General features: G+C 70.3%; 7 protein-coding genes. All 7 read right to left on the bottom strand.

The features are described from left to right. Positions 1-308: 308 nt before the first annotated feature. The 7 genes from ACH4ZA_RS34990 to ACH4ZA_RS35020 all read right to left on the bottom strand — a co-directional run bounded on the left by ACH4ZA_RS34990 (position 309) and on the right by ACH4ZA_RS35020 (position 5,910). Complete coding sequence (locus ACH4ZA_RS34990; RefSeq protein ID WP_003948845.1) at positions 309-407, bottom strand: 30S ribosomal protein bS22; 99 nt, start codon at positions 405-407, stop codon at positions 309-311. Positions 408-586: 179 nt separating this feature from the next. Then, positions 587-799 carry a helix-turn-helix domain-containing protein gene (locus ACH4ZA_RS34995; RefSeq protein WP_004984898.1) on the bottom strand — a complete coding sequence of 71 codons (213 nt, stop codon included), beginning with the start codon at positions 797-799 and terminating at the stop codon, positions 587-589. A gap of 134 nt (positions 800-933) precedes the next feature. Then, the gene (locus ACH4ZA_RS35000) at positions 934-1,749 is read right to left on the bottom strand and encodes a phosphatase (protein WP_319281437.1); all 816 of its coding nucleotides are present in this window, start codon (positions 1,747-1,749) and stop codon (positions 934-936) included. Between the two features lie 217 nt (positions 1,750-1,966). Beyond that, positions 1,967-3,139: an acetoin utilization protein AcuC gene (locus tag ACH4ZA_RS35005; RefSeq protein ID WP_319281435.1), complete on the bottom strand. Its 1,173-nt coding sequence runs from the start codon at positions 3,137-3,139 to the stop codon at positions 1,967-1,969. Next, complete coding sequence (locus tag ACH4ZA_RS35010; RefSeq protein ID WP_319281434.1) at positions 3,090-4,319, bottom strand: MFS transporter; 1,230 nt, start codon at positions 4,317-4,319, stop codon at positions 3,090-3,092. The genes ACH4ZA_RS35005 and ACH4ZA_RS35010 overlap by 50 nt, the downstream gene beginning before the upstream one ends. A 103-nt stretch (positions 4,320-4,422) precedes the next feature. Continuing rightward, positions 4,423-5,172, bottom strand: a complete 750-nt coding sequence (locus ACH4ZA_RS35015; protein ID WP_319281433.1) for a VC0807 family protein — start codon at positions 5,170-5,172, stop codon at positions 4,423-4,425. Positions 5,173-5,265: 93 nt separating this feature from the next. Further along, the gene (locus tag ACH4ZA_RS35020; RefSeq protein WP_319281432.1) at positions 5,266-5,910 is read right to left on the bottom strand and encodes an HAD family hydrolase; all 645 of its coding nucleotides are present in this window, start codon (positions 5,908-5,910) and stop codon (positions 5,266-5,268) included. Positions 5,911-6,017: the final 107 nt, after the last annotated feature.

Raw genomic sequence — 6,017 nt, forward strand, 5'->3', positions numbered from 1 at the left:
TCCGCGCCTTCCTTCCGTCCTGGAACCACCGGCTGCCGCACCGGATTCCCGTCTGCGGGCCAACTTAGCGGGTCGGTGTTGCCCTGTGATGACTGCCCGACGCGCGAAATGACGAGAAACGGGTGGTGGTGGGCCCACACCGGCAATCATGCCGGTCCAGGCATGCGCACGGCGTTCAACGGACCGCACGGCGCCCGGATATGCGTGTGGCCCCCCATCGACGGATCGATGGGGGGCCACACCACGCCTACGCGGCTCGCGTCGCGCGAAGCACGCGCGAAGAAGCAGTACGTGCCTGCTTCTCGCGCCTACTTCTTGTTGCGACGCTGGACACGCGTGCGCTTGAGCAGCTTGCGGTGCTTCTTCTTGGCCATCCGCTTGCGCCGCTTCTTGATAACAGAGCCCACGACTACCCTCGCTCACTTCTCATCACTCGGTGCTGGGCGCCATGGGCCCATACGACCTACGAGGGGCTAGCCTACCCGCCTGAGCGCTGAGGTCGTAATCGAGGGCAGAAGGGCCCGGGACGGCACTGACGGCCGGGCCTCTCGCCCATGGGCCTGCCTGGCGGGCAGGCCCCCGGCCGTCAGGCGGTTTCCACCCCCACGTAGCTCTCGCGGAGGTACTCGTGAACCGCTTGCTCGGGGACGCGGAAGGACCGCCCCACCCGGATCGCGGGCAGATGACCACTGTGCACCAGCCGGTACACGGTCATCTTCGACACTCGCATCACCGAGGCGACTTCCGCCACGGTCAGGAACTGAACCTCGTTCAGAGGCCTCTCGCCAGCTGCAGCCATGACACACCTGAACCTTCCGCACTCGACTCGACGGCCACCGGCTTCCCCTTCCGGTGACTCTTCGTCGCTGCGTGCTCACTCCCCAATGTAGGGGCGGGTGATGCGAGTGGGGAAGAGGTGCACCCATCAGCGGCCTACCGTGACAGACACGCTCGATTGAGTACGTAGCGGGTCAGCGGCCTGTAGTAAGCGGACCGCACGGCGTCATCAAGCGGAACGGCCACCGAGACGGTCCCCTCGGCTTCCCCCACGAACAGCGCGGGGTCGTCGGTGTCGGCCAGCCCGACCGCCTCGAACCCCAGCTGACCAGCCCCGCAGACCCATCCGTGATCCCCGATGACAAGCTCGGGCAGCGGCCCGCCGGCCTCGGCCGCCGCGCCGAGCGCCACCCGAACCGGCAGCGGGGAATGGCTGTGCACACCGGTCGCACAACCGGCGCGTCCGCCCCCCGCCTCCCGGACGACCGCCACCCCCCGTACGTAGTCCAGGGTGTGGGGACGTAGACCGAACCGGGTCGTTATGTCGACACAGCGACCCTGCGCCGGGGTGAGAACATCACATCCCGCCGTCTGCAAAGCGTCCGCAAGACCGGCGTAGAAACCCAGCAGCCGATGGGGGTGCCCGGTGCCGAGGAGCACGGGAGCGCCACGCTGGGCGACCGAGGCGAGCCGCCCCGCGAACGCGTCGAGAGCGGCCAGCGTCCGCTCGGGATCGATCACATCATGCCCTGACACGCATCCCGGATCGGCCGAAACCCCACACTTGTCCGCCATCAACGCGATCAGCTCCCGCTGCCCCCAACTCCCGTCGGGATCAAGCCCGATGAGCACGCGCGGATCCCGGGCGGCGAAGAGCCGATAGCTCCGCAGACTCGCCTCCCGGGACGTGGCGACCGCCCCGGCCAGCCGCGCGGCGAGCAGATGCGCCCGAAGCGCCCCGGTACCCAACACGCAAGCGATGCTGACGGACGAGCCCCACCCTCGTGCAGAAACCGCGGGAACACCCCACAGTCGGCGTAACCCTCACCTCACCCTGTCCCTTGGCGGAGGCGAAGCCCCCTGGCGGGGCAGCAGGGCAACAGGGGCAGTAGGGGCAGCACCCCCGCAGGCGGGACGGGAAGGGCGGCGGGGGCGAAAGGAAGCCCGCCCCACACCACTCGCTCCGCCCCTACGCCAGCAGCCCCCGCAACGGAAACACCGCCCGCCGAGTCGCCAGCACCGCCTGATCCAGCCGATCGGCGGGGTCGTACCCCGAGTCCCACCCGGCCCACCCCACCGGCCACCGCCCATCGGTCATCCGCATCGGCCCCAACTGCCGCGTACGAGCGAAGACGTCCTGCCGCCAGCCCTCCGGGATCACCGTCTCCGGCGGCACCGGCACCCCGCCCGCCACTCCCACCAGATGCGCCCACGACCGCGGCACCACGTCCACCACCGCGTACCCGCCGCCGCCGAGCGCGACCCACTTCCCCCCGGCGTACTCGTGCGCCAGGTCGTGGCAGGCCACCTGCACGGCCCGCTGCGCGTCGAGCGACACCGCGAGATGGGCGAGCGGATCCTCGAAGTGCGTGTCGGCCCCGTGCTGGGTCACCAGCACGTCCGGCCGGAAGTCGGCGATCAGCTCCGGCACCACGGCGTGGAACGCCCGCAGCCACCCCGCGTCCCCGGTCCCGGCCGGCAGCGCGACGTTCACCGCCGACCCCTGCGCGGCCTGCCCGCCCGTCTCCTCCGGCCAACCCGTCTGCGGGAACAGCGTCCGCGGATGCTCGTGCAACGAGACCGTCAGCACCCGCGGGTCGTCCCAGAACGCCGCTTGGACCCCGTCCCCGTGATGCACGTCCACGTCCACGTACGCGACCCGCTCCGCGCCGAGCTCCAGCAGCCTGGCGATCGCCAGCGAGGCGTCGTTGTAGATGCAGAACCCGGACGCGCCCCCGGGCATCGCATGATGCAGCCCGCCCGCGAAGTTCACGGCGTGCAGCGCCTCCCCCCGCCACACGGCCTCCGCCGCCCCCACGGAGAGCCCGGCGATCAGCGCCGACACCTCGTGCATCCCCGCGAACGCCGGGTCGTCCATGGTCCCCAGCCCGTACGACTGGTCCGCCGCCCCCGGGTCGGCCGACGCCGCCTTCACGGCGTCGACGTAGTCCTCCCGGTGCACGAGCCGCAGCGTCGACTCCCCGGCGGGCTTCGCCGAGACGACGCGCACCTCCCGGTCCAGGCCCAGGGCCCCTACGAGCCTCCGGGTCAGATCCAGCCGGACCGGATCCATCGGATGCCCGGGCCCGAAGTCATAGCCCGTTACTGCCTCGTCCCACATCAGCTGTGCGCGGCCGCTCATGCCCGTCACCGTATCGGTCCGGTTGAGGGGCGAACGAACGGGCGTACGCCAACGTCACCAGCACCAACACCATCGGCACGACCATGGCTCCGCGATAGCTCCACGCGTCTCCCAGCGCCCCCACCAACGGCGACCCGACCAGGAACCCGACGTAGTTGAAGATGTTGAGACGCGCGATCGCCGCATCCGAGGCCCCCGGAAACAGCCGCCCCGCCGCGGCGAACGTCTGCGGCACCAGCACGCACAGCCCCAGCCCCACGAGCGTGAACCCCAGCATCCCGACCCACGCGCCCGGCGCGACGGCCACCACCGCGAACCCCGCCGCCGCGACCAGCGTCCCCAGCCGCACCACGGCCGCGGCCCCGAACCGCCGCACCCCGAAGTCCCCGATGGCCCGCCCGAGCAGCGTGGTCACCATGTAGACGTTGAAAGGGACCGTCGCCAGCTGCTCCGAGCTGCCCAGCACGTCCTGGAGGTACTTCGCACTCCAGTTGGAGACCGTCGAGTCCCCGATGTAGGCGAAGGTCATCACCAGACACAGCGGCAGCAGCACCTTGAAGACGAGGCCCGTCCCACCCTCGCTCCCCTTCTCGTCCTCCGCGCCGGCTCCGCCGTCCTCCGAGCTCCCGTCGACGTACCACCGGCTGCCCACCAGCGCCGCGGGCAACAGCACCGCCACCACCGGCAGGTACGACACCCACAGCGCGAGATGCCAGTGCGCCCCCACCCAGGCGAGCGAGGCCCCGAGGATCCCGCCCAGGCTGTACACCGCGTGGAAGCTGAGCATGATGCTGCGCCCGTACGTCCGCTGCAGACTCACCCCGAGCATGTTCATCGAGGCGTCCAGCGCACCGACGGCCAGCCCGAACACGGCCAGCGCGACGCCCAGCCCCGCCATTCCGCTTCCCGCCCCGACCCCGAGCAGCGCCAGCAGCACCACCGGCTGGGACCAGCGCAGCAGCCGACTCGGCGGTATCCGCTTCACCAGTTGCTCCGTCGTCACACTGCCGACGCCGGCGAGGACGGGGACGGCGGCCAGGAAGGCCGGCAACAGCGCGTCAGAAACCCCGTAACGGTCCTGGATGGCCGGAATCCTGGTCACGAGCAGCGCGAAGGCGACTCCCTGCGCGAAGAAGCCGAACGCCAGAGAGGCCCTACCGCGCCGCAGCACATCTGTCATGGCGGCGAGCGTAGGGCCCCTGCGTACTCGTGGGTAGATCCAGCCAAAGATGAGTTCTCTTCAGCTTCCACCGTGCCGCCGGCCCGCCGGCAGCAGACCCGCCCTAGCGGGCGAGAACCACCTCGGGCGTCACGGCCCGCACCTCCTCGGCCGCCCCACGGACGTCCGCCCCGGCGTCCGTCCCACCGGCCTCCGCGGCCTTCGCCTCGAAGGACACCATCGCCTCCATCGGCCCGGCCCCCAGCGCCCCGCCGACCACGATCCCGAGCACGATCGCCACGATCATGATCACCGAGCCGAGCCACACCATCGTGTCCACCGGCACCGTGTAGGCCCCGACGACCCGCACCACGCACTCGGCGAGCAGCACCGCGCCCCACACGACCGAGAAGGCCCGCTCGCGCCGTCGGAAGTCCGCCGACGCCACCGACGCCCCGCTCGCCAGTCGCTCCCACGCGGCGTCCCGGACGGCGTTCCCCTTCACCAGGAAGGGCTTGAGCCCCGCGGTCATCATCGGCTTCCCGAGCATCACGGAGACCAGGATCCCGATCCCGACCGTGCTGCTGACCCCGCTGTCCTTGGCCAGCATCAGCCGCGGGTCACCGGCGACGAAGCTGAGCGCCAGTCCGACGACGTTGACGACCAGGATCAGCCCGGCAAGCCCGTTGACGGTCCGCTCCCTGGCCACGCTCCACAGCGTCCGCGCGGCCGGCACCACGCTGCTCCAGGCGAGAGCGGCAAACGTGCTCATCCCGAACGCGCCCTTGAAGAGGTAGTACGACCCGAGCGGCACCGCCACGTCCACGATGAGCGGAGCGAAGGCGTTCTGCTTCTTGTGCTGGTTCGTCGTCATGCACACAGCTTCGCCGCCGGGAGGGGTCCCCCAGTAGAAACGATCGTCCGGAGCTCGGCATGACAAATGTCAGCCCGTCCGCCGGTACCGGCGTCAGAACAGCAGGTCACCCAACTGATCCATGTCCGCGAAGAGTTGGGTGGCTCCCGCGAGCTTCGCGGCAGGCGTCATCGCGGTGAACCCGTACACGTCCATCCCGGCCGCCCGCGCGGCCTGCACCCCCAGCGGGCTGTCCTCGACGACCAGGCACCGCCCGGGCTCGACGCCCATCCGCTCGGCGGCGAAGAGGAAGAGGTCCGGGGCCGGTTTCCCCTTGCCCACGTCCTGCGAGCTGAAGACACGGCTGTCGTCGAACCACCGGTCCAGCCCCGTCGTCCGATGCCCCACCCGGATCCGTTCATGGCTCCCCGAGGACGCCACGCAGTACGGCACCTCGTCCGCCGCCAGCTTCTCCAGCACGGCCACGACGCCGGGGACGGGCCGCAGCTCCCGCTCGAAGGCCTCGAACACCCGCCGGTGGAAGACGTCGTCGAAGTCGGCCGGCAGCCGCTCCCCCGTCCGCTCCGCGACCAGGTCGTGGATGCGGTGCATCGCCGACCCCATGTAGTCCCGGATGGAGTCCTCGTAGCTGGTCGGATGCCCCAGCTCGGTCAGATAGCCGGCCAGTAGACGGTTGGAGATCGGCTCACTGTCCACGAGGACACCGTCGTTGTCGAAGACCACCAAGTCGTAGCGCATATTCAGACCCTAAACGCAGAAAACCCCCGTGCCGAATGGCACGGGGGTTTTCGCAATGATTGTTCGGCGGTGTCCTACTCTCCCACAGGGTCCCCCCTGCAGTACCA

Source organism: Streptomyces sp. NPDC020597 (assembly GCF_044335095.1).
In the GTDB taxonomy this organism is placed as follows: domain Bacteria; phylum Actinomycetota; class Actinomycetes; order Streptomycetales; family Streptomycetaceae; genus Streptomyces.

Coding starts and splice junctions, on each gene's coding strand:
- ACH4ZA_RS35005 (WP_319281435.1), bottom strand. CDS start 3,139: ATGAGCGGCCGCGCACAGCTGATGTGGGACGAGGCAGTAACGGGCTAT.
- ACH4ZA_RS34995 (WP_004984898.1), bottom strand. CDS start 799: ATGGCTGCAGCTGGCGAGAGGCCTCTGAACGAGGTTCAGTTCCTGACC.
- ACH4ZA_RS35010 (WP_319281434.1), bottom strand. CDS start 4,319: ATGACAGATGTGCTGCGGCGCGGTAGGGCCTCTCTGGCGTTCGGCTTC.
- ACH4ZA_RS35015 (WP_319281433.1), bottom strand. CDS start 5,172: ATGACGACGAACCAGCACAAGAAGCAGAACGCCTTCGCTCCGCTCATC.
- ACH4ZA_RS35020 (WP_319281432.1), bottom strand. CDS start 5,910: ATGCGCTACGACTTGGTGGTCTTCGACAACGACGGTGTCCTCGTGGAC.